Source organism: Caballeronia udeis (assembly GCF_001544555.2).
In the GTDB taxonomy this organism is placed as follows: Bacteria; Pseudomonadota; Gammaproteobacteria; order Burkholderiales; family Burkholderiaceae; genus Caballeronia; species Caballeronia udeis.
Window position 1 is genome coordinate 64,100 of sequence record NZ_FCOK02000013.1, and the last position, 21,280, is coordinate 85,379.

Genomic DNA, 21,280 nt, shown 5'->3' on the forward strand with positions numbered 1-21,280 from the left:
ATTGGGTTGAATCATCATGAAAAACATCCTTCGTCCTGCGCTCGTGCTGTTCGCGGCATTGACCGTGGTGACCGGGCTGGTGTATCCGATCGTGGTCACCGCGGTCGCGCATGCCGCCTTTCCGAGCCAGGCAAACGGCAGCCTGATCGAGAAGAACGGCAAGCCGGTCGGCTCGGAGCTGCTCGGCCAGCAATTCGATGCACCGGGCTATTTCTGGGGCCGCTTGTCGGCCACGTCGCCGAATCCGTATAACCCGCAAGGCTCGAGCGCTTCGAATCTTGGCCCGACGAATCCGGCGCTGGCGGATGAAGTGAAAGGACGCATCAGTGCGTTGCACGACGCGGACCCGACGAATACCGCGCCGATCCCGGTCGACCTCGTGACGTCGTCAGGCAGCGGACTGGACCCCGAGATCAGCCCGGCTGCTGCTGCGTACCAGATCGATCGCGTTGCCAAGGCACGCAAGCTGTCGCACAACGACGTCGATGCGCTGGTTCAACGCGCAACGAAGGGCCGTCAGTTCGGCATTCTTGGCGAAGCGCGCGTGAACGTGCTGGAGCTGAACCTGGCGCTTGACGAACTCAAGCCCGCAAGCTGATGGACCGTCCCGATCCCGACGAGCTGCTCGACAAGATCCAGCGTGACGAAGAGAAAAAGCAGCGTGGCAAGCTGAAGATTTTCTTCGGCGCATCGGCTGGTGTCGGGAAGACCTATGCCATGTTGCAAGCCGGGCACCGTCGCCGTGAGGAGGGTGTCGACACGGTTGTCGGGATTGTCGAGACCCATGGCCGCAAGGAGACGCTTGCGCTGCTCGAGGGGCTGGACTCCATACCGCTGACGCTTTACGAATACCGTAACCGCAAGCTGCCCGAGTTCGATCTCGACGCCGCGCTTGCGCGCAAGCCGCAACTGATTCTCGTCGACGAACTGGCGCACTCGAATGTGCAGGGCGCCCGTCACCTGAAACGGTGGCAGGACGTGTACGAACTGCTCGACGCCGGGATTGACGTGTACACCACCGTCAACGTTCAGCATCTCGAGAGCCTGAACGATATCGTCGGGCAGATCACGGGTATCCGCATATGGGAGACCGTACCGGACCGCGTGTTCGATCTCGCCGATGAAGTCACGCTCGTGGACCTGCCGGCCGAAGAATTGCTCGACCGGTTGAGGGACGGAAAAGTTTATATGCCGCAGCAAGCGGCGAATGCGGTCAAGAATTTTTTCCGCAAGGGCAACCTGATTGCGTTGCGCGAACTCGCGCTGCGTCGAACGGCCGACCGCGTGGATGCGCAGATGCGCGAGTATCGCGCCGATCAGTCGATCAGCAGGATCTGGCAAGCCCGTGAGCGGCTGATCGCGTGTATTGGGCCGGGGCCCGAAAGCGCCACGCTGGTTCGTTCGGCCGCGCGACTTGCTGCCAGCCTAAAGGCGGATTGGCTGGCGGTCTATGTTGAAACGCCGAAGCTGCAGCGTCTGCCCGACGCATGGCGCAAGCGCACGCTGGATGCGCTCAAGCTGGCGTCCGAGCTGGGCGCCGAGACCGTGACGCTTGACGGCGCGGATGCCGCCGCCACGCTGGTCGCGTACGCGCGCATGCGCAATGTGTCCAAGATCGTGGCGGGGGCGTCGGATGCCCCCGGCTGGCGGCGCCTCTTTGACCGGTCCGTCGCCGAAGCACTGGTGCACCATTCACACGATATCGATGTGACGCTGGTGGGCGTTAGAGCGGCAAAGGAAGGCCGGGAGCGCGATGCAAGCAACCCGGTGTTCGCCGCTGTCCGCAACGAAGCACGCTCCTCGCCCAACGCCTACTTTTACGCGACTGCAATTGGCGTCGCGATCACGGCGCTGGCGAGCCTGCTGTCGCGCCATATTGATCTCACGAATCTCGTGATGCTGTATCTGCTGGGCGTGGTCTTTGCCGCGGTTCGACTCGGACGCGGTCCCGGCGTACTGCTTTCGTTCGTGAGCGTCGCGGCGTTTGATTTCTTCTTTGTTCCGCCACAACTTTCCTTTTCCGTTTCGGACACGCAGTACCTGCTGACTTTCTTCGTGATGCTGCTGACCTCGCTCACGATCAGTCACCTGACATCGAACCTTCGGCGTCAGGCACAGGTAGCCTCGTTGCGCGAGCGGCGCACGGGCGCCATGTACGCGATGACGCGCGAACTGGGCGGCGCGCTGATGACCGAACAGATCATCGAAATCGGCACGCGCCATGTAGGTGAGATCTTTCAGTCGAAGGTCGCCATCCTGCTGCCCGACAGTGGTGAGAAGATCCGGCAGAAAGTCGACGATCCCAACCCGCAGTTCACGCTCGATGCCACCGATCTAGACCTCGATATCGCGCAATGGGTGTACGACCAGCAAAAACCTGCGGGGCGTGGCACGGACACACTGCCGGCCAGCAACGCGCTGTATCTGCCGCTCAAGGCGCCCATGCGCACACGTGGTGTCCTGGCGCTCATCACGGCTCACGCAGCCGAGCTGGCGATCCCGGAACAGCAGCGCATGATCGACACGTTTGCTTCACAGATCGCGCTCGCGCTTGAGCGGGTCCACTACGTCGAGATTGCGCAGGATGCGTTGGTCAACATGGAGTCGGAGCGCATGCGCAACTCGCTCCTCTCGGCCATCTCGCACGACTTGCGCACGCCGTTGACATCTATTGTCGGATTCGCTTCGGTGCTGGAAGAGCAGCAGCGTGTTCACAACGGCACGACCGACAGCGCCCGAGAGCTGATTCACGCGATCCACGAGGAAGCACTGCGCATGAGCGGGCTTGTGACGAATCTGCTCGACATGGCCCGGCTCCAGGCGGGCAGCATCCGCCTGAACCGGCAATGGCTGATGCTGGAGGAAGTGGTCGGCGCGGCGCTGGCCGTCTGCCGCCGAACACTTGCAGGGCACACGGTGCAGGTCCGGGTTCCACCCGATCTGCCGCTGATACAACTCGACGCAGTACTAATGGAACGACTGCTCGCCAACCTGTTCGAGAACGCGGCCAAATACACACCGCGCGATTCGACGCTGTCCATTCACGCAGCGGTTGAACAGCAGTCGGGCGAACGCTACGTGAGGGTCTGTGTGGACGATAACGGCCCAGGCCTCGCGCCGGGAATACAACAAACGCTCTTCGATAAATTCACGCGTGGGGAGAAGGAGTCCGCCAAGCCGGGGATCGGCCTTGGGCTGGCGATCTGCCGGGCGATCGTGGAGGCGCATGGCGGGAAGATTGGCGCCGAGAACCGGGTGGACGGTCAGGGAAAGGTGCTGGGTGCGAGGTTCTGGTTCACGTTGCCGGCCGATCAGTCGCCGCCTTTCGAGGCGCTTCCCGACGAGAATGGCGACGGACCGGACGCTGCCGCGCATACGGATACGCCATGAGCGAGCCTACGTTGACCATTGTCGTCATAGAAGACGACAAGCAGATCCGCCGTTTTGTACGAAGCACGCTGGAAGCGCAGGGCATGACCGTGTTCGAAGCGGAAACCGGGCAGCAGGGTCTGCGTGAAGCGGCGTTTCGCCTGCCCGATCTCATTGTCATTGACCTTGGCTTGCCGGACACCGACGGTATCGATGTGATTCGTGAACTGCGTACCTGGACCGAACAACCCTTGATCGTGCTTTCGGCGCGTACTCACGAAGATGCCAAGGTTGCAGCGCTGGATGCAGGGGCGGACGACTATCTGACGAAGCCCTTTGGTGTGTCGGAGTTGCTCGCGCGCATTCGTGCGCAGCTACGGCGGCGCAACCGCGGCGGGCAGCAGGAAACACCGCAGGTACGGTTTGGCCCGGTCTCGGTGGATCTGTCGGAGAGGCGCGTGACCCGTGACGGTGAGGTGATTCATCTCACGCCCATCGAATACAGGCTGCTGACAACGCTGGTGCGCCACGCCGGGCGAGTCATCACGCATCAGCAATTGCTGCGCGAGGTCTGGGGGCCGGCTTATGTGGAGAACCAGCATTACCTGCGGGTTTATATGGGTCACCTTCGGCACAAGCTGGAACTTGATCCGGCTCAGCCGGTGCATATCCTGACCGAGACCGGAGTGGGGTACAGGCTTGTGGGTACGCAGTAGCCCTGGGTTCTATGGGTTGTTACCGTGAGCGTCTGATGGCAAGCGATGTAAATACCGCTTAAGGGAACAGCGCAAAGGGCAGTGTAGCCGCGATATAAACCGCGAGGCCAGTCCTAGGCAGACCTAACGTTATTGCGACTGCGGCAATCACGGTCCCGCCCAGCGATAACGCCAGCAGCGTTCGATGACGTGCCTGCCGTCCGGCAATGCTCGGGCGGGTGCTTTCGTGGTCCGGCTCATTTTGTCTGGGAGTGCGCTTCCAGAACGTCAGGGCGTGCATGTTTTCGACTCTCTTTATATAGACCTGAAGTGTCGTTCGTATCGCGCAACAACGGCGTTTAAATAGCCCGGGAGCGCGTATAGCTTTCATCAATTCGACGCTGGACGCTCACGTCTTGACGGGTTCTTGATACGCCACGGCCGGCTTTTATCCCGATCGATACGCCGGGCGGCGTAGCCTTCCAGGACGCTAACAACAAAGGACCGTGATGCATGAGAATCAGGCACCGACGGCAGGCTCACCCGGTCAATTCAGATGGCGGTCGTGCGCGAAACTCGCTGTCTGCGTATTGTCTTTCATGGCGGCAAATGCAGCCTATGCGACCGACGACGCCTCCGCGCCCAATGGTCGGCTAACCGCGGTCATCCAGTCTGCATCCGGCGAATCACCCGAGGTGGCGAACGTAGCGGCAGTGTTGTGGCAGCAGTTTCGAGTGGCTCGCTGGGAGGCAACGTTGATCGCGCAAGCAGTAATCAGCGCGGCTAACGAATATGCGATGTCACCCGCGCTGTTGCTCGCGGTGATTGCGACTGAGTCAGGGTTTGACCGGCAGGCGGTCAGTGTTGCCGGCGCGCAGGGGCTGATGCAGATCCTCCCGGCTGCGCATCCGCAGGTGATTGCATCGGGCAACGACCTGACTGAGCCCGCTGAGAACGTGCGCATAGGGTCTTCGATCCTGCGCGAGTATCTCGATGCGTCGGGTGGCGACCTGGGTGTCGCGCTCAAACGATACAGCGGCGGCGGCAAGGGATACGCCCAACGTGTGGCGTTTCGCATGCGGCAGTTCTCGGCCAGCCTGCACACGCCGCCGGACGATACGGTCAAGCCCGCGCTGGTCAGGGCGCCTTGACACAATTTTTACGCGGCGGGCTTGAAACTCTGCGCGCGTTTGACACGGCGTCTGCTGTAATGAAATGGTAGTGAATACTGAAACGGGGACGCTCATGTTACGGGTACTCATACCGGTGATAAACAAGGAAGGCGCGCTTCAGGCCGCACGGCATGCCGCATTTCTTTATGCGGAGAACTGCGTGTCGGAAGTCGAGCTGATGGAAGTGCTCGAACCTCCGGACCAGGGAAGGGCCAGTGCGTTTCATTCCCGCGGCACGCTGCGCTTGCAGGAAAAACGTGCCATGCTGAGTGCGCTTGTTCAGACCCGGGCCATCCTGGACGATGCGGGAGTTCCGTATCACTGGTCGCGGGTGTACGGGCCCGTTGCCGGAACCATTGCAGCGCGCGCGGCTGAAAAACGCTCTGACGTTGTTCTGGTCGATGCCAGTCACCTGGGCTTTCTTACCCGATGGTGGGTGATGAACAGGTTGTGGCGAAGCATGCAAACACCGGTGACGATGGTTCACTAGATAAGCACGGCAATCAACGAGCTAACATTTACCAGCGTTCAGTCAAGAGTACACAATCGTGTTAAAGCTTCATACGGCCATGCGGATCAGGGGCGTGGCAAAGGTGGTGTGCGTCGCCATCGTGGCGAACCAGGTGCTTACTACTGCGTTTGCTTATGCGGTGCAGCAGCTGGACCCAGGCGCGCCAGGCATTATCACGACTATCTTCAGTTTCCTCACATGCGGTCTGGTGAGCATCTGGCTGCAGTCAGATGCGCGGCGGGCGTATTTGCTGGCGCGTGAGAAGGGCTGCATTACCCCCGTGGACAAGACCAACCCCGCGCTCAAGATTGCGCCCGATTGCCCGAAGTTGTGGCTGGTGGTTTTGCACATCGAGATGAATCCGGCCGCGGTGGGGCTTTAAGCGGCTTGCCTAACAGAACCTGCTCCGGGCAAGCGCAAATCATCTTCCAGGCGGCAACTCGAATCCGACCTTGACCCGCGACATGACGAGTCGTCCGCGCAGACCTGAACCGGTCATTGACTCCTGGCGCGCTTGGCAAAATAGCTTGCCGGCGAGTCGCCCAATACGCTCGCCCGGACTCCCTTCAGACAGTCGCGTTTTCCCCTAGTACTTGAAGGTTGACTAAGAACCGCGAGGGCACCAAACTTCTTCTTATTGTGTGATCACAGGTCACATATATCGTAAGGAGTTGTTTAATTGACGACACGTGAAACAAGCGCGGATGCGCTGCCGCTCGAGCTGGTGGCGCGCGAGACCATGGCGGGCCGCGTCTACGCCCAGTTGCGCGAGGCGATCATGACGGGGCGTTTTGCGCCCGGGCAGGCGCTGAGTTTGCGCGGGGTGGCCGAAGCAGTGGGTTCATCGACCATGCCGGTGCGCGCTGCGCTGACAAGGCTGCAGGCCGAGGGTGCGTTGATCGACGGGCCGGGCCGCGCGCTGATGGTGCCGCCCATGACGCTGGACCTGCTCGAAGAACTGCGCGACGTGCGAATCGCGCTTGAAGGCTGCGTCGCGAAACGGGCGGCCTCGCGGATGACGAAGGACCACTTGAACGCGCTGCAAGCTGTGTTCGACACCATGGATGCCCACGTGGAAGCCGGCGATGTACCCGCGTACCTGCGCAGTAATTTCGAATTCCACATAGCAATCTACACGCATGGCGCGAGCGACCTGACGCTCGCCACGATCCAGAATCTGTGGATGCGCATTGGTCCGTTCCTGAACCTCGTGGCGCCGGACATCCCGCATATGAGGTTGTCCATGGCGGCGCATCGAAAGATTGTCGATGCTCTCTGGAAGGGAGACGGTGAAGGCGCGCGGGCGGGCATTGAGGAGGATATCGGCGGCGCCGCTGCGGACCTGCGCGAACGCTTGCAGAGCAGGGAAGCGGCCAGGGCCTGAGCTTGACCTGGATCCTGTAAGCCGCACCAGCCGCACCAGAAAAACGATGGAGACAAGCATGGCCGTTCTGCAGATGTTGAAACCGCGCGCGGGGTTGCGTGTGCTGGTCACGGGGGGCGCGTCGGGTATTGGTCTGGTAATCGCGCGCGCTTTCGTGGACGCCGGGTCGCGCGTGCATGTCTGCGACTCGAGTCAGCAAGCCATCGACGCGCTCAACGAAGCCGAGCAAAGCGCCGAGATGAACGCGATCACCTCGACGCTCGCGGACGTGTCGGACCGCGCGGCGGTCGACCGCGTTTTCGTCGATGTGAACGAGCAGCTTGGCGGCCTCGACGTGTTGATCAATAACGCGGGCATCGCGGGTCCGACGGGTGGTATCGACGAAATGGAGACGGGTGACTGGGAACAGACCATTGATGTGAATCTCAATGCTCAGTTCTACTTCGCACGTCGTGCGGTGCCGCTGCTGCGCCAGGCGCGCGACGGCGGGTCGATCATTGCGTTGTCATCGGTGGCGGGGCGGCTTGGATACGCGTACCGCACGCCGTATTCAGCTACCAAATGGGCGGTTGTTGGCCTGACGAAGAGCCTCGCCATTGAGCTGGGACCGGACAACATTCGCGTCAATGCGATCCAGCCGGGGATTGTGAAGGGGCCGCGGATTGAACGGGTGATTGCCGCCCGCGCGGAACAGTTGGGTCTTTCCTACGAGCAGATGGAGAAAGAGTATCTCTCGAAAATTTCTCTGCGGCACATGACCACGCCGGAAGAAGTCGCGGCGACCGCGCTGTTCCTGTGCTCGCCGGGAGGCAGCGGCATCTCGGGGCAGGCGATCTCGGTGTGCGGCAATGTGGAAGTGCTCTGAACGCTTTTCTTTCCCGACGAGGGCTTGAAGCATGGCAACCAGTCGTAACAAACGTAAAGTCATTATTACCTGTGCACCGACCGGTGCGATCCATACTCCGTCGATGTCGCCGTATCTGCCGGTCACGCCGCAGGAGATAGGCGACGCGGCGCTTGCCGCCGCCCGGGAAGGCGCGGCAATCCTGCACCTCCATGCACGTGATCCCAACGACGGCCGGCCCACGCAAGACCCCGCCGTGTTCCAGCAATTCCTGCCGCGTATCAAGGCGGAAACCGATGCGGTGATCAACATCACGACCGGCGGCAGTCCGCACATGACGGTGGAGGAGCGGTTAAAGCCCGCTCACCATTTCAAGCCGGAAGTGGCGTCGCTGAACATGGGCTCCATGAATTTCGGCCTTTATCCCATGCTCGACCGCTTCAAGGAGTTCAAGCACGACTGGGAGCGCCAGCATCTGGCGAACAGCCGCGACTTGATCTTCAAGAACACGTTCAAGGACATTGAATACATCCTCACGTCATGCGGCGCGAACGGTACGCGTTTCGAGTATGAGTGTTATGACATTTCGCACTTATACAACCTGGCGCATTTCGTTGACCGCGGACTCGCGAAACCGCCGTTCTTCGTGCAAAGCGTGTTCGGCCTGCTTGGAGGCATCGGGCCGCATCCGGAAGACCTGATGCACATGCGCCGTACCGCCGACCGCCTGTTCGGAAGCGACTATGTCTGGTCGATCCTTGGGGCCGGGCGCAACCAGATTCCGCTCGCGACGCTTGGCGTGGCGCAGGGATCGAACGCGCGGGTCGGGCTGGAGGATTCACTGTGGATCGAAGCGGGCAAGCTGGCTGAATCGAGCGCTGCTCAGGTCGTGAAGATTCGCCAGGTAATAGAAGGCCTTTCGCTCGATATTGCGACCCCGGACGAAGCGCGCGCCCTGCTCGGACTCAAGGGTGCGGCCAACACGAACTTTTAATACCGCTGCCTCGGGCGCACGTTCTTCAACTCTTGACGATGGAGACTATCGTGGCTGTGTCGAAACTCAAAGTCGTCGCGATGCCTACAGGCTGGCTGACCGTTGACCGTTCATCGCAGGTCTATGGCCGCTACTACGGCCAGCAGATCAAGGTCCCGGTGTGGTCCACGGCGATCGTAGGCGGTGACAAGAAGATTGTGGTGGATACCGGGATTCACGATCCGGGCTGGGTGTCGAGCTTCGTCTGCCCCTGTGAGCAGGCACCGGAAGAGCGGCTGGAACGTGCGCTGAAAGAGTATGTGGGCTGGAATGCGGACGACGTGGATATTGTCATCAACACCCACTTGCACTACGACCATTCCGGCGGCAACACGCTCTTCAAGAACGCGCGGTTTGTGGTCCAGGCAAGCGAGTGGGAATACGCCGGCCGGCCCTTGCCTACGCAGTCCACGTTTTATCAGGAGTTTCTGATCGGCCGGGAACCGCTGGCGTATTTTCGCTGGCAATTCGTGCATGGCGTAGCCGACATAGCGCCCGGCGTGCGGGTGGTGCCAACACCGGGACATACGCCCGGGCATCAATCGGTTGCGGTCGATACAGCCGACGGCGTGGTCCTGATTGCCGGCGACTGCGCAAGCTGCATGGAGAACATTGTGGATCTGGTGCCGGTCGGCATTGTCCATGAGACGGCTGCCGAGCTGGCTTCGCTCAGGCGTGTCCGGCAGATCGCGGACTTCGTGATTCCCGGTCACGACCCGAATGTCGTGGCCGGTTCAGCCGGCATTCAGTTGCCCGCCAGTGCACGACTGAAGCACGTTGAAGATTAGTACTACGAGTGTTTGAACGAAGCAAATCAAATAACCATACGCAGGATCGGAGGAAGACATGAACGCACTGACGAACACCATCCGTCGGGGGGCTCGGCTCGCGCTGGGCACCGCGCTTCTCGCGACGCTGGCCGTCTCGGGACAGGCCTCGGCGGCGGGCAAATACAAGATTTTCCTGTCGATGAGTTATGTCGGCAACGACTGGCAAACAGAAGCTGCCAACATGGTCAAGGCCATGGCCGCTACGCCGGGACTCAAGGACAAGGTCGACCTGGAAGTACAGGTCGCCGGCACCGACGCGCAGAAACAGATCCAGCAGATCAACTCGATGGTCCAGGCCGGCGCCAAGGCGATCGTGATCTATCCCATCTCGCCGACCGCATTGAATCGCGCCATCAAGAACGCCTGTTCGAAGGGCGTGGTGGTCGCGGCGTATGACGGCGAGGTGACCGAGCCGTGCGCCCATAACGTGACGATCGACCAGAAGCAGGCGGGTACTGTCACCGCCGAATGGCTCGCGAAGACCATTAACGGCAAGGGCAACATCGTGCTGATCAACGGCGTGCCCGGCACCTCGGTGGATCGCGCGCGCACCGAGGCCGCGAAGGCCGTGTTCGCCAAGTATCCGGGGATCAAGATCGTGGCGGAAGGCACGGGCATGTGGAGCCAGGCGACGGCCAAGACGGAATTGTCGAAGATCCTGGCCACCAATAGCTGGGACAAGATCGACGGCCTGTGGATGCAGGTGGGCTGCTTCACGGCGGCGTCCATGCAGCTCGAAGCCGGCATAGCGGACGACAAGATCAAGCCGTGCGCGGGTGAATCGTCGAACGGTCACCGCGTGCAGATGTTGCCGCCCGGCACGGTGAAGGGCGACGGTGGCTATCGCTCGATCGGCTACCGGTCCATCTCGTATGGCTCGCCGCCGTACTCCGGTGCACTCGCGCTGAAGCTGGCCGTGGACAAGCTCGACGGCAAGGACTTCCCGGCGCATGTGACGCTCAAACTGCCGCTTGTGGAGACATCGCAATCGAAGCTGTGCACGACCGGTTCCATCGATGAACTGAAGGGCGGATGCACCGCGTTCATGCCGGACAAGGTGCCGCCGGGCTGGTTTGCGGATATCTATTCGGCAGAGACCAGTGAGGTCGGTTTCAACGCGGCGCTGACCGGCAAGCCGGACTAAAGGTAGAGGAGTACGCCATGTCGAGTGCAGGGACAGACGCAGGGGCAGACGCTGGTATCACGGGCAGCGGCAATGAATGGGCGCTTGATCTGTCGAAGGTCACCAAGCGGTTCGGCGCTACTGTCGCGCTCGACAACGCGTCGTTCCGCGTCAAACGCGGCGCCGTTCATGCGCTGCTCGGCGAGAACGGCGCGGGCAAGTCAACCACCGTCAAGTTGTTGTCCGGCCTCATGCAGCCGGACGCGGGCAGCATCTCCATCATGGGCCGCAACGTGAGCATGCGCGGTCCGAAGGACGCGCATCGAGCGGGCGTGCAGACAGCGTTCCAGGAGATGACGCTGGTGCGGGACTTGACTGTCGCTCAGAACCTGCTGATGGCGTATGAACCGACCGGCTGGTTCGGCCGCATCAGGAAGCGGGAATCACAGAAGCAGGCGGCGCAATGGCTGGAACGCCTTGAACTGGGCGATATACGCCCGGGCGCTTATATCCGCGATCTCGCGTTACCGGTGCGCCAGAAGATCGAGATTGCGAAGGCGCTGGTCCGCCAGCCTGAAGTGCTGCTGCTCGATGAACCCACATCCGCGCTGTCCGGGCGCGACGTTGCGTGGTTGGCGCGACGGATCGAGGAGTTGAAGGCTCGCGGCGTGACCTTCGTGTTCATCACGCACCGCATGCAGGAGGTACGTGAGTTCTGCGACAGCCTCACCGTGTATAGAAACGGCCGTGACGTAGGCGCTTTCGATACCGATTCAATCTCGGACGACGAAGTCATTCGTCTGGTGATCGGCCGTGCGATGGACGCCAAATATCCGCCGAAGGTAGCCACGCCGGCAACGCTTCAAACCCCGGCGATGGAAGCACGCGGCATCAAGGTGGACGGCGTGGTCAACGACTTCGACCTGACACTCAAGGCGGGTGAAGTGCACGGCATCGCGGCGCTGCAGGGCATGGGGCAGCGTGAGATCTTCGAAGCATTGTTCGGTGCCGAGTTTATCGACGCGGGCCAGATCCTGATTGATGGAAAACCGGTCACGCTGACCTCGACTGCTGATTCGCTGAAGGCCGGGGTATCAACGAGTTTTCTACCCGAAGACCGCAAGACCGAGGGTTTGTTCCTGCGTCTGCCGGGTGGGGAGAACGTCTCGCTGCCTATCATCAAGCGCTTCTCGCGCTTCGGCCTGATCGACAGGAAACGCGAGCAGGCCGCGATCAAACGCGCGCTCGCACAAATGGAAGTCAATCCGCGGGCAGTCTACAAGCCGTGCCTTTCTTTCTCGGGCGGCAATCAGCAAAAGATAGCCATGGCGAAATGGTTGCTGACGCAAAGCCGGGTGTGGCTGATGTTCGACCCCACGCGCGGGATTGACGTGGGGACCAAGCACCAGATCTTCGTGCTGATGCGCGCGTTCGCGGCGGCGGGTGGTTCCGTGCTGTTCTATTCCACCGACGTACCGGAACTGGTCAATGTATGCGACCGGGTGTCGGTGGTGTATCGCGGGCGCAATGTCGCCGAGCTGGCCGGCGAGGCGCTCACCGAAGAGAACGTGATGCGCAAGATGCTTTCAAGTTGACGGGCTCTTGAAGCCCGCTCAGGCAATAAGAGGACGATCATGAAAATTGCAATTGCGTCGCCCGACAGCGAGGTCGTACGGCCTGGTGCGCACGTCGGTTTGTGGGCGCGCGTGGATCACTACCGTGGCTTGATCATCGCGATCGGCGCGCTGCTCGCGATGATGATCGCGTGGGTGTCGCTGTCCGCCACGCCGGTCGGACTCTACGACGTCGGCTCCGTGATCTCCAGCAGCGCGACGCTCGCGCTCGCCGCGATCGGGCAGACCATCGTTGTTTTGAGCGGGGGTTTCGACCTGTCGGCATCCGCCGTGGTGTCGTTGTCCAACGTGCTTGCGGTGCGCTTCGTGCAGGGCACGCCGATCGAACAATGGGGGGGCGTCGCGCTGATTCTTGCGATTGGCGGGGGCATTGGACTCATCAACGGTGCGTTGATTGCGTGGTTCCGGCTCCAGTCGATCGTGGTCACGCTCGCCACCATGTTCATGGTGCAGGGCTTGACGCTGTTGATCCAGAACAAACCGGGCGGTAGCATCGGCGATCAGTTTGGCGCGTTCATCACCTCTGATCTCGTGCCCGATAAAGTCCCCATGTCGGCGGCCGTGCTGGTTGTCGCGCTGCTCGTGTGGGCCTTCGTCAAGCGGACACGCTTTGGCGTGGGCCTGTATGCGCTTGGCAGCGATCCCGACGGCGCGTATGCGAACGGTATGCCTGTCCGAGGTTATCGAATTGCTACCTATGCGCTTGCCGGCATGTTCTACGCTGCAGCGGGCTTGTACGTATCGGCACAGACCGGGTCCGCCGATCCGCTGGTAGGCCGGCCGTTGCTGCTCTCCATGTTCACGGCGGTCGTGCTGGGCGGCACGTGGTTAGGCGGTGGCCGAGGTGGTTGTGTGGGCACGGTGTTCGCCGCGATGACCCTGATGATCACGGTCAATATCCTGCTGGTGCTCAACGTGTCCGCGTTCTTTACGACTATTGCCGAAGCCGTGATCCTGATCCTGGCGGTGCTCGGGTCGTCAGTAGGCAAGCAGTCGGCGGCGCATCATTGCGCGCGCTACGCCGGACGATGGTTCACCGCGTGGCGCACCGGGACGCGCGCACGCAACGACCAGGGCGCGCGGCGCGTGAAGTTCGAAGTGGAGAACTTCCGCCCGATAGAAAACACGGAGCTCAAGGGCCGCCTGCTGGGCGACTGGATCGAACGCAATCGCGAATGGGTGAAGTACGTCGTGCCGGCGTACCTGCTGTTCTTCGCGGTGATTGCAATCACGGGCGTGGTCTACGGGCCCGGTGTCCTCGTGAGCGCCAACTTCTATACGAGCTTGCTGACACTGACCTTGTTCCTGGCGGTGTTAGGGCTGGGACAAGGCGCCGTGATCCTGACCGGCGGGCTCGATCTGTCCGTGCCCTGGCTCATCACGCTATCCGGCGTATTGCTGACGGGGCTAACCCATGGCGTCAACGAAGCCGCGGCGTGGGCCGTGCCGCTCGTGCTGTGCGCGGGCTTGGCTGTTGGCATATTCAACGGCGTGGGCGTGGTGGTGCTGGGCTTGCCCCCCATCGTGGTCACGCTTGCCGCCAACGGCTTGTTGCAAGGCATCACGCTTATTTATTGCAATGGCTCGCCGCAAGGCTGGGCGCCGACTGCGATCAGCGATTTCACGAACGGGCGCGTGGGTCCCCTGTCGCTCGCCGCGTGGTGTGTACCACTGTTCCTTGCATTGGCGTTGCTGTTGCTGCATCGCACGGCCTTTGGACGACGCATCTATGCCGTCGGCAATTCGCCGGTTGCGGCGAAGCTGTCGGGCGTGCGGGTGGGCGCCACCCTGATCGCGGTGTATTGCCTCTCGGGTTTATGTTCCGCCGTGGTGGGTCTGCTGCTTGCCGGCTTCAGCAGCCAGGCTTTCCTCGGCATGGGAGACCCGTATCTGCTGCCGTCCATTGCGGTGGTGGTCGTGGGTGGCGCGTTGATCACCGGCGGCCGGGGGCATTATCTCGGTGTGTTCGGCGGTGCGTTGCTGCTGACCGCGCTGGGTACGCTGCTCGCCGGCACCACCGTGCCGCCTGCCGTGCGCGACATCATCAACGGCCTGGTCGTACTGGCCGCCGTGATTACGTTGCGCGATAAAAAAGCTTGATCGCCTATGGAGCCGCACAATGAGCAGACGCATTGCAGTGATTGGATCGGGGCGGATAGGCCGCGCGTGGGCGATCGTATTCGCGCGCGCGGGGTTCGAGGTCAGGCTTCACGATGCCGACCGCGCGATGCTCGACGGCGCGATTCCGTCCATCCGCAGCAGTGTGTCGGATCTCGCCGGATACGGACTCATCGACGAACCGGAAGAGCGGATCGTGTCACGTGTCACGGCATGCGAGCAGCTCGCCGACGCGGTGAACAATGTCGATCTGGTGCAGGAGAACATTGCGGAGATCGTGGGGGTCAAGCGCGCGTTGTTCGCCGAACTGGACAAGCTGACTCGCCCCCACACGCTGCTGGCCAGTTCGACCTCAGGCCTGCCTGCCTCCACGTTCACCGAAGCGCTGGAGGGCCGCGCACGGTGCCTTGTGGCGCACCCGGTGAATCCGCCTTCGCTCGTGCCGCTGGTCGAGTTATGCGGTGCGCCGTGGACGTCGCCGGACACATTGACCCGTGCGCGTGCGCTGTACGAGGAGGCCGGTCAGGAGCCGGTGACCGTTGCACGCGAGATTCCGGGTTTCCTGCTGAACCGCCTGCAAGGCGTGCTTCTCGACGAAGCATTGAGCCTCTATGCACGGGGATATGCAAGCGCAGCCGATCTCGACACCGTGATGCGCGACGGCCTGGGTCTGCGCTGGTCGTTCATGGGCCCGTTCGAAACCATTGACCTGAACGCGCCCGGTGGCGTGGCAGATTACGCGGCGCGTTATGGCGCGATGTACCGCTCCTTCGCGAAGGACAGCGTGCCGTTCGACTGGTCGCCCGACAGTATCGCGAGGCTCGATGCCGAGCGCCGCGAGGTGTTGCCGCTCGACGAAATAGAAAGCCGCAGCCGCTGGCGCGACCGGCGGCTGATGGCCTTGCTGGCGCATCGCCGCGCGACATTGAAGTCCGATGACGACAACAATTGATAACCGGAGACAACCATGATTGAAACCCGCTTGATTGTCGATGCCAACAACCATCTTGGCGAAGGGCCGCTGTGGGATGTGAAGGAGCAGCGCCTCTACTGGATTGACAGCACTGCCGCCGAGATCAGCAGTTGCCGCGCCGACGGCAGCGACATACGGCGTTATTTCGTGCCGCGCCACATTGGTTCGATGGCGCTGCGCGAGCGCGGCGGCGCGGTGGTCTCGCTGGCGAACGGCCTGCATTTCTACGACTTCGAGACGCAGACGGTCAAGTTCATTGCCGACCCGGAAAGCGACGACCCCGAGACGCGTTTCAACGACGGCAAGGTGGACCGGCGAGGGCGGTTTATCGCGGGCACGATGGCGTATGACTTCGACCGTTACGACGCCGATCGCGGCCAGCGTTCGAACCGCAGCGGGGCATTGTATCGGCTGGATACGAATGGCTCCGTGACGCGTCTGGACGGCGGCATCAGTTGTTCGAACGGTCCTTGCTGGAGCCCGGACAACCGCACCTTCTATTTCACCGATTCCTACGACAGGCAGATGTACGCGTACGACTACGACATCGAGACAGGCGCGGTGGCGAACCGGCGGGTGTTTGCATCGGCGCGAGATCTGGCCGGCACGTTCGACGGCGCGACGGTCGATGCCGAAGGTTATCTCTGGTCGGCGCTTGTGTTTGGTGGACGGATACTGCGGTTCGCGCCGGACGGCAAGCTTGATCGGGTAGTGGAGTTTCCTGTACGGAACCTGACGAGCGTGATGTTCGGCGGTCCCGACCTGGACATCCTGTTCGTCACGACCATGGGCCGGCCGATGTGGGGCATCCCGCAGAAGGAGCGCGACAAGGGCGGGTTGTTCGCGATCACCGGGCTGGGCGTAAAAGGCTTGCCGGAGCCGCGATTTGCCGGGTAGGGGAGGCTGTGCACGTTCAAGCTTGCACAACAACCGTCCCAGGCGAGATCAGTAAGCTGCCCAATGCCCGCGTACCCATACCCACTGGTTACCCTCCCATTTGTAGTGCCCTTTCACCCAGCGGTAACCCGGCGCCGGTTGCGCCGGGACAACTTCAACAAGCGGTTCGGGGCGCGGTGGACGGGCGGGTTCGACTACACAGGCGGTGAGCATGATGCTAAGTAGTACGAGACTTGATATATGTTTCATTTTTATCTCTTCCCTGATGAAGTCAGATACGTGGCTGCTTGTCAACCGTTGCGCTGTTACGTCCGCAGCAACCTGCCGGACATGGGGCTGGCGGTCTTCTGCGTAAAGAGCGTCGCCCTGACTTGAGCCGGATCAAGACCGAAGGTTTCCGCGGCTGCGGCCGCAATCAGGCTGTCCAGCCCGAGCGTGGGCCGCAAATCCCGTCCCTGATACAACGCCGACGGCGCGAGCCCCGGCCAGTCCGCCAGGACCCGGCCGCCTTTCACCGCTCCTCCCAGCAGCATCGCGGCTGACGCCGTGCCGTGATCCGTGCCGCCCGTGCCGTTCGCCGCCGCCATGCGCCCGAACTCGGTCGCAACCAGAACGGTCGTTTTCGTCCAATGTTCGCCGAGACCATCGCGCATGGACGCCATCATCGTGTCGAGCGCCTTCAGTTGCGCACTCAGCCGCGGGTTCTGCGCGCTGTGCGTGTCCCATCCGCCGGTCTCGATCATCGCAATGCGCGGACCGTCGCTGCGGCCGAGGAAGCTCGCGGCAAGCTTGCCGATGCTCGCCGGGTCCTGACGCGCGCCGGCATCGGCGGCGAGCCCGCGGGCGTCCATCGCTGAACTCCAGAGCGCATGAAGCTGCGGGTCACCGGAATAGAGTTGCGAGACGCGAACAAGCAGATCGTCGGGTGCCTGCGGCAGCCCGGACGGTGCGTACGACGTCACCTCGGCACGGCCGCGCAGCGCCAGCGGTACGGTGGGCGCGAGCGCTATTGCGTTGGCCTTGGAGGTGGGCAACATGGACACCAGCCGGTTCAGCCAGCCATCCTTGACCTGGTAGGGCGATGTACCGCCGGTTTCGAGCACGTTCTGGCCGTCGAAGTGAGAGCGATCGCGATACGGCGATGCCACCGCGTGCACGAACAGCGCCTGCTGCGCGGCGTACATCTTCGCCGTCTCGACAAGCGAGGGGTGCAGCGCGAACGTCCCGTCAAGCTTCGTTGCTGTCGATGGATCGATAGCCAGCGCCCCGCGCAGGCTTGCGTAAGCGGGATCGGCGTAGGGCACCACGATGTTGAGTCCATCGGCGGCGCCACGCTGGATCACAAAGACAAACCGCTGGTCCGACTCCACCGAGGCGAACGCCATGCGCGATCCAATCAACATTGCACCGACGCCAGCGCCGGCACACAACAAGAAATTCCGACGCGTGGTCATCGTGTCATCTCCTTTGGAAATCGGGTGAAACAAGCAGCAGCGCGAGCGCGGTCGGTGCGCTTTCCGCACGCGATAATTCGGATGCCGTAGCATCGCTCAGCGAACCCGCGAGCAACTGGTCACCGAGTGTGCGCGCGTCGAGCGTATCGCCGATGCGTGATGCGAAACGCTGCGCCAGCTCCACCCGGCGCACGAGCGCGTCGGGTGCGGCCCAGCTTGCGGCTATGTCGTCATAGCCCGCCGGCGACCCCGGCCGCCACACGGGCTGGCCAAGCTGTGTCAGCAAAGGCGCGATCTGCATGTTGCCGAGATCATTGAGACCCAGCCCCCGTAGCGACGACACCGTCCAGTCCCACGGCGTCTTGAACTTGGCATCCACCGGCGACCATGCTTCATGTGAATCGATCAATACCTGGTACACGCTGGGCAAGTCACCGTTCGTCGCGCTGAACACGCCGGCCAGGCGATCGACCAGCGCGGGCGGCGGGGTATCGGCGACAAAATGCCGGGCGAGCTTGCTCGCAATGTGCTGCGCAGTCGCGGGCGAGGCAGCCAGATCGTGCAGTACGGCAAGCGCTTGCTGCTGACCGGGCTGGTCGTATTGCCGGTTCATGATCGTGCGTGTTCCAGGCTCGTGCAGCGGCTGGCGAAACACGAATTGCCCCGGCGCGGCGGCGTCATTTCGCCGACCGGCTGCACCCATGCCGCCACCCATCGCACCAATGCTCCAGCCCGTCAGCGCGCGGGCGAACTCTGTCACGTCGTTTTGGTCGTAGCCGCTGCGCACGCCAAGCGTATGCAGCTCCATGATTTCGCGCGCCAGGTTCTCGTTCAGGCCGGGCTTGCGGTCAGGATGCTTTGCTGCGGCGCGTTCAGCCGCCGGGCTGTCGGGGCCGACCGAGCGGGCCTGATCGAGGAAAATCTGCATGGCCGGATGACGTTCGACCGCGACCAGCATGTCTTCGAAACGGCCCAGTACATGAGGGCGGATGGCTTCCGCCTCGAATGATCCGGCAAGCATGGCCACCGGCGGTTTTTCTACGGAAACCGCGAAATGGTTCGACCAGAAAGCCACCAGCCGCTCTGCAAACGGTGTGGGCGTTTGCAGCGCGCTCACGAACCGCGCGTTGACGGCTGAGCGATAGATATCGCGGAGTTTCTCGTTATAGGACTTGCGCACCGCTTGTTTGTCGTCGGCGCCGGCGTTGCGGATCGCGTTCTGGCGATCGGCGAATTCGGCGGCGAGCGCGGTGCTTGCGGGTTGGTCTCCTAACGCTTGCGGCATTGCCTGATAGCTTGCGCCCGAGAGCTGGCTCTTGAGCCAGCCCTTCGGATCGGACGGCGCCGCCTCACCTGCGCGGGCGCCCAGTCCGAAGCGATTCAGCGCGATCGCGGCGGGGGTCACGGATGTAACGGAGGTACCGGGTGTCACGTCAGCCATGGCTGTTCCCACGAATCGAATTGCTATGCAGCTTTAACGGTGGGGCCGCGTGAATCCGTCGGTGTGCCCCAAATTTATTTCTTGGGCGCCGGCCCGACATGCAGCGGGCCGTGGCGCTCCAGCGCATCGACGAGCTTGAGCCGTTCATCGGGCGTCAGCGTGCCGGCGAAGTCAGCCACTGTTGCTTCGACCCGCGCACGCACCGCAACATCGGCCTCGCGCGTACGGGCGAGCGCTGCGTCGAGCGCGGCGCGATCGAATTGCGGCGCAGCAAGCGCCTGCACGACATCGAGTCGGCCCGAGCGCGCACCGACGACCAGGGGCAGGCTCTCACGGCGTGTCTGCCGCAGCGCCTCGCGCAACTGGTCCTGACGTTCCTGCGGTAGTTCATCCGCGGCGAAACGCAGGCCGCGTTGCTGCGCGAGCACTTCGGCTTTCTGCTTCGCCACCCATCGATACGTCCCGCCCGCGATCGCCCCGAGCAGGAAGATGTTGAGTACGAGCGACACGATCAGCAGTGTCTTGAGCCGGGTTGTCGGCATGGTCATTGGTCGCTCCAGTCGGCCGTCGAGCTGCTGAATACGGTGCTTTCACCGGTTTGATCGAAGAGACTCGGCGGATTCGCCGACGTGTAGTAGAAAGACCCGGTCAACGATATGGCCAGCACGCCCGCGGCAATTCCCGCCACGCCCACGCCCACGAGACCGGCGCCCGATAGCCACCATTGCGGCCGTTTCCAGGCGGGTTTCTGACGTGGCGACGCCAGCGGCGCCGAGACCAGGATGCACCGGACCAGATCCGATTCCGGCGCGGCGACGTTATGCCTCGACAGCACGAGATCGAGCGACCGGGCTTCGGCCAGTGCAGCGAGTACGGCCGGGTCACGTTGAGTGAGCAGCGCTTTGGCTTCGGCGCGCTCGGCTGCGGGCCAGTGTTCCGGCATGGCGCCATAAGCCTCGGTGAGGCGGCGAAAACGTTCGGGGGTCATCGGCGTTCCTTTCCAAAGACATGCTCGCCGCGCTCGCCGGCAAGACGGCTGCGCAGCGTGCGGCGTGCGCGAGCGAGCAGGCTTTCAAGCGCTTCGACGGTGATACCCATCAAAGCCGCGGCCTCGACGTTCGGCAGTTCCTGGTAGTACTGCAGGACCAGTGCCTCGCGCTGGCGTGCCGGCAACGCGGCGAGCGCGGCGGCAATGCGCTCGCTGCGCGCGGACTCGTCGAGTTGATCTTCCGGCAGCGGCGCCTGGTCGACGGGTTCCGGCGCGTCGTCGTCGGAGATGACATCCTGACGGCGGCGCAAGCGGTCATAACACAGGTTGAGCGCGACGCGGTGCAGCCAGGTGTCAAAGCGAGCCTGGCCGCGCTGCCAGCGCGACGCCTGCTTCCAGATCCGTACGAACGCTTCCTGTGCCACGTCGCTCGCCTCGTCACGGTCTCCCAGCAACCGGGTCGCGAGCGCGAGCAGCCGCGGCAGTTTGCGCGCGACCATCTCGCGAACCGCTCCGGGTTCCCTGCCATCGATACGGGCTAGCAACTCCGCGTCCGGGTCTTCTTGGTTCAATGTGTTTGATCTCGTAGCACATGTTCAACAGCCTGCGCCGGGTTGGCCTGCGACCCGGTGCGCCAGCGTGGGGACTGCTCAGTACACGACGACCGCGGGTCGATAATAAGCCGGCCGCGCGGGATAAACGACGCACGCGGAAAGCGCCGCGGCCGCCAATGCAATGGCGACTAGAGTTTTAAGCATGACTGCCCGCCTTAGCCTGAAGAGGGTGACATGCGGGTACCCCGAGGGTCACCCGC

General features: G+C 62.6%; 21 protein-coding genes. 15 read left to right on the forward strand and 6 right to left on the reverse strand.

The window, feature by feature from the left end; genetic code table 11:
- The first annotated feature begins 16 nt into the window (after positions 1–16).
- The 15 genes from kdpC (at position 17) to AWB69_RS12270 (ending at position 16,583) form a co-directional block, all read left to right on the forward strand.
- Entirely contained in the window at positions 17–598 is a 582-nt protein-coding gene (gene kdpC, locus AWB69_RS12200; protein ID WP_062085157.1) for a potassium-transporting ATPase subunit KdpC, read from the forward strand.
- Positions 598–3,390, forward strand: a complete 2,793-nt coding sequence (locus AWB69_RS12205; protein WP_062085158.1) for a sensor histidine kinase — start codon at positions 598–600, stop codon at positions 3,388–3,390. Before kdpC ends, AWB69_RS12205 begins: the two co-directional genes overlap by 1 nt.
- Positions 3,387–4,085, forward strand: coding sequence for a two-component system response regulator KdpE (gene kdpE / locus AWB69_RS12210; RefSeq protein ID WP_062085159.1), 699 nt, complete (start codon positions 3,387–3,389; stop codon positions 4,083–4,085). The genes AWB69_RS12205 and kdpE overlap by 4 nt, the downstream gene beginning before the upstream one ends.
- A gap of 578 nt (positions 4,086–4,663) precedes the next feature.
- Positions 4,664–5,215, forward strand: coding sequence for a lytic transglycosylase domain-containing protein (locus AWB69_RS12215; RefSeq protein WP_156528821.1), 552 nt, complete (start codon positions 4,664–4,666; stop codon positions 5,213–5,215).
- A 70-nt stretch (positions 5,216–5,285) separates the two neighbouring features.
- A complete protein-coding gene (locus tag AWB69_RS12220) occupies positions 5,286–5,726 on the forward strand; it encodes a universal stress protein (protein WP_407923032.1) in 441 nt (146 codons plus the stop codon).
- Positions 5,727–5,784: 58 nt separating this feature from the next.
- Positions 5,785–6,129 (forward strand): hypothetical protein, encoded by a 345-nt coding sequence (locus AWB69_RS12225; protein ID WP_231937072.1) that lies wholly within the window; start codon positions 5,785–5,787, stop codon positions 6,127–6,129.
- A 357-nt stretch (positions 6,130–6,486) separates the two neighbouring features.
- Positions 6,487–7,131 (forward strand): GntR family transcriptional regulator, encoded by a 645-nt coding sequence (locus tag AWB69_RS12230; protein WP_062085222.1) that lies wholly within the window; start codon positions 6,487–6,489, stop codon positions 7,129–7,131.
- Between the two features lie 58 nt (positions 7,132–7,189).
- The gene (locus AWB69_RS12235) at positions 7,190–7,996 is read left to right on the forward strand and encodes an SDR family oxidoreductase (protein WP_062085163.1); all 807 of its coding nucleotides are present in this window, start codon (positions 7,190–7,192) and stop codon (positions 7,994–7,996) included.
- Positions 7,997–8,027: 31 nt separating this feature from the next.
- On the forward strand, positions 8,028–8,969 hold the full coding sequence (locus AWB69_RS12240; protein ID WP_062085164.1) for a BKACE family enzyme: 942 nt from the start codon (positions 8,028–8,030) through the stop codon (positions 8,967–8,969).
- A gap of 80 nt (positions 8,970–9,049) precedes the next feature.
- Positions 9,050–9,796: an N-acyl homoserine lactonase family protein gene (locus tag AWB69_RS12245; protein ID WP_062085223.1), complete on the forward strand. Its 747-nt coding sequence runs from the start codon at positions 9,050–9,052 to the stop codon at positions 9,794–9,796.
- A gap of 58 nt (positions 9,797–9,854) precedes the next feature.
- Complete coding sequence (locus AWB69_RS12250; protein WP_062085165.1) at positions 9,855–10,982, forward strand: sugar ABC transporter substrate-binding protein; 1,128 nt, start codon at positions 9,855–9,857, stop codon at positions 10,980–10,982.
- Between the two features lie 17 nt (positions 10,983–10,999).
- A complete protein-coding gene (locus AWB69_RS12255) occupies positions 11,000–12,556 on the forward strand; it encodes a sugar ABC transporter ATP-binding protein (RefSeq protein WP_082913367.1) in 1,557 nt (518 codons plus the stop codon).
- A 39-nt stretch (positions 12,557–12,595) separates the two neighbouring features.
- Entirely contained in the window at positions 12,596–14,695 is a 2,100-nt protein-coding gene (locus AWB69_RS12260; protein ID WP_062085166.1) for an ABC transporter permease subunit, read from the forward strand.
- Positions 14,696–14,714: 19 nt separating this feature from the next.
- Positions 14,715–15,665 carry a 3-hydroxyacyl-CoA dehydrogenase gene (locus AWB69_RS12265; RefSeq protein ID WP_062085167.1) on the forward strand — a complete coding sequence of 317 codons (951 nt, stop codon included), beginning with the start codon at positions 14,715–14,717 and terminating at the stop codon, positions 15,663–15,665.
- 15 nt (positions 15,666–15,680) lie between these two features.
- Positions 15,681–16,583 (forward strand): SMP-30/gluconolactonase/LRE family protein, encoded by a 903-nt coding sequence (locus AWB69_RS12270; protein ID WP_062085168.1) that lies wholly within the window; start codon positions 15,681–15,683, stop codon positions 16,581–16,583.
- A 48-nt stretch (positions 16,584–16,631) separates the two neighbouring features.
- Here the strand turns inward: AWB69_RS12270 and AWB69_RS45685 are convergent, their stop codons facing one another.
- The 6 genes from AWB69_RS45685 to AWB69_RS12295 all read right to left on the reverse strand — a co-directional run bounded on the left by AWB69_RS45685 (position 16,632) and on the right by AWB69_RS12295 (position 21,038).
- On the reverse strand, positions 16,632–16,832 hold the full coding sequence (locus tag AWB69_RS45685) for a YXWGXW repeat-containing protein (RefSeq protein WP_407923033.1): 201 nt from the start codon (positions 16,830–16,832) through the stop codon (positions 16,632–16,634).
- Positions 16,833–16,888: 56 nt separating this feature from the next.
- Positions 16,889–18,037, reverse strand: coding sequence for a DUF1501 domain-containing protein (locus AWB69_RS12275; RefSeq protein WP_062085169.1), 1,149 nt, complete (start codon positions 18,035–18,037; stop codon positions 16,889–16,891).
- A 4-nt stretch (positions 18,038–18,041) separates the two neighbouring features.
- Positions 18,042–19,478, reverse strand: coding sequence for a DUF1800 domain-containing protein (locus AWB69_RS12280; RefSeq protein ID WP_062085170.1), 1,437 nt, complete (start codon positions 19,476–19,478; stop codon positions 18,042–18,044).
- Between the two features lie 74 nt (positions 19,479–19,552).
- Complete coding sequence (locus AWB69_RS12285) at positions 19,553–20,026, reverse strand: periplasmic heavy metal sensor (protein ID WP_156528822.1); 474 nt, start codon at positions 20,024–20,026, stop codon at positions 19,553–19,555.
- Positions 20,023–20,466, reverse strand: a complete 444-nt coding sequence (locus tag AWB69_RS12290) for a hypothetical protein (protein WP_062085171.1) — start codon at positions 20,464–20,466, stop codon at positions 20,023–20,025. Before AWB69_RS12290 ends, AWB69_RS12285 begins: the two co-directional genes overlap by 4 nt.
- A complete protein-coding gene (locus AWB69_RS12295; protein ID WP_062085172.1) occupies positions 20,463–21,038 on the reverse strand; it encodes an RNA polymerase sigma factor in 576 nt (191 codons plus the stop codon). The genes AWB69_RS12290 and AWB69_RS12295 overlap by 4 nt, the downstream gene beginning before the upstream one ends.
- Positions 21,039–21,280 lie beyond the last annotated feature (242 nt).